The 1,533-nt window shown below is 63.6% G+C and carries 3 protein-coding genes; 1 reads left to right on the top strand and 2 read right to left on the bottom strand.

The genetic code is table 11. The features are described 5' to 3' along the window. Both Y707_RS33470 and Y707_RS32755 read right to left on the bottom strand, forming a co-directional pair. Nucleotides 1-284 (bottom strand): glycosyltransferase family 2 protein (locus Y707_RS33470; RefSeq protein ID WP_155852871.1); only part of this gene is annotated, 284 nt, incomplete at its 3' end. Then, nucleotides 281-844: a WhiB family transcriptional regulator gene (locus tag Y707_RS32755; RefSeq protein ID WP_081744753.1), complete on the bottom strand. Its 564-nt coding sequence runs from the start codon at nucleotides 842-844 to the stop codon at nucleotides 281-283. The genes Y707_RS32755 and Y707_RS33470, both read right to left, overlap by 4 nt. 233 nt (nucleotides 845-1,077) lie before the next feature. Between Y707_RS32755 and Y707_RS31435 the strand changes: the two genes are divergently transcribed. After that, on the top strand, nucleotides 1,078-1,533 hold a 456-nt coding region (locus Y707_RS31435), incomplete at its 3' end, for a TIGR03089 family protein (protein ID WP_026534924.1).

Consider the following 1,533-nt stretch of genomic DNA (forward strand, 5'->3'; position numbering starts at 1 on the left):
GCCTGCCAGTCATGGCGGCGGGATCGGGTGCCGTCCTTCTCTGCCAGGCCGAGTGCGACGGCGGAGCCAAAACCGGTTTTGTGTCCGGATTCAACGGCGGCGTGCGGACCGGTGAGGTGCTCGTTTAACAGTGCTTCGGAATTATCGGTGGAGCCAACGTTAACTCCGACGACGAAGTCAGCCGGCCTGGTCTGTCCAGCCAGTGAATCGAGGGTGCGGGAAAGGTACTGTCCGCCGTTGTGGGCGACAACGACGGCGGTGACGCGGACTTGCTGCAGAATCAGCCAGCTCGCTTCCGCAGCCGGCGGCGTTCACGCTCGGACAGCCCGCCCCAAATGCCGAAACGCTCGTCATTGGCAAGTGCGTACTCCAGGCACTGCGAGCGCACGTTGCAGGCACCGCACACCTTTTTGGCGTCCCGGGTGGAGCCGCCCTTCTCGGGGAAAAATGCTTCCGGGTCGGTCTGGGCGCAGAGGGCGTCGGTCTGCCAGCCGAGTTCTCCCTCGTCGTCGAAATCGGCTGCGCCCGGCAGACCGATCCACACTGCCTGGTCGTTCCGCTCCTTCGGTGCGCGGACAGGGCTTTTCGGCGGACTGCTGAGCAGGCTGCGCGGCGTCAGGTCCAGCGGGTCCTGCGTATCGTCGTCTTCACTGGCTTCGTGGGCGGCAAGGAACGCGGTTGCTGCTGCATCCAGCGACTGCTCCGCGTCCTGGCGGAATTTTTCCGCCGCGCCCGGGTCTGCAGGATCGACATACCAGTCGCCCGGTACGCCTCGTGAGCCATAGCGCGCAGATGCCTGCGCCGCGATGGTGGAACGATCCTGGCTTCGTTCAGCGTGCCCCATGATGCTCCTCCCGGTGAATTAATATCCTGGCTGCGGGTACGTTTAGTGGATAGCCAAGATTTAGACCGATACCTAATTACACGTGTGTAATACAGCGGAGTCAAGCGGTTGGCGGAATCCTATCGATGACTGGACCGGATAGCTGGCAGGCCACGCCCGCGTTTCTCCTCGGTTTCCCGGCGCGTCGACGCTCCAGGTTGCGGAACAACGCCCACAATGTGAGGAAGGCAACAATGAAAAGTACGCCGACAGTCGCAGCCCTGTTGACCGGACTGCGGCAGAACCGCGCGTCCTCACCCAGGATGATTTGGTACGGACCCGGTGGTGAACGCGTGGAACTCTCCGGCCGGGTGCTGGACAACTGGGTGGCGAAGACAGCCAACCTGATGGTCGACAATCTGGATGCCGATGAAAGCACGACGGTCCTGCTGGACATGCCGCCGCACTGGCGCTCGCTCTGCTGGGCCCTTGCCGGCTGGCAGACCGGAGCCACTATCCGTCTGGATACCGACGGCGATGCAGCGTCTTCAGACCTTATCGTCACCGCACAACCGGAGCACTGGGGCGACGACGTCAAGGCACCGCAGTACCTGGTGGCCGTCGCCTTGGGCGCCCTGGACATGAGGTGGAACGGAGACTTGCCGGCAGATGCGGTCGACTACGCCTCGGAGGTGCGGGCGCACGCCGAT

Source organism: Arthrobacter sp. H14, assembly GCF_000520495.1.
GTDB lineage: Bacteria > Actinomycetota > Actinomycetes > Actinomycetales > Micrococcaceae > Arthrobacter_C.

Excerpts from the sequence above, each read along its gene's own strand:
- Y707_RS32755 (WP_081744753.1), bottom strand. The coding sequence starts at position 844 with ATGGGGCACGCTGAACGAAGCCAGGATCGTTCCACCATCGCGGCGCAG.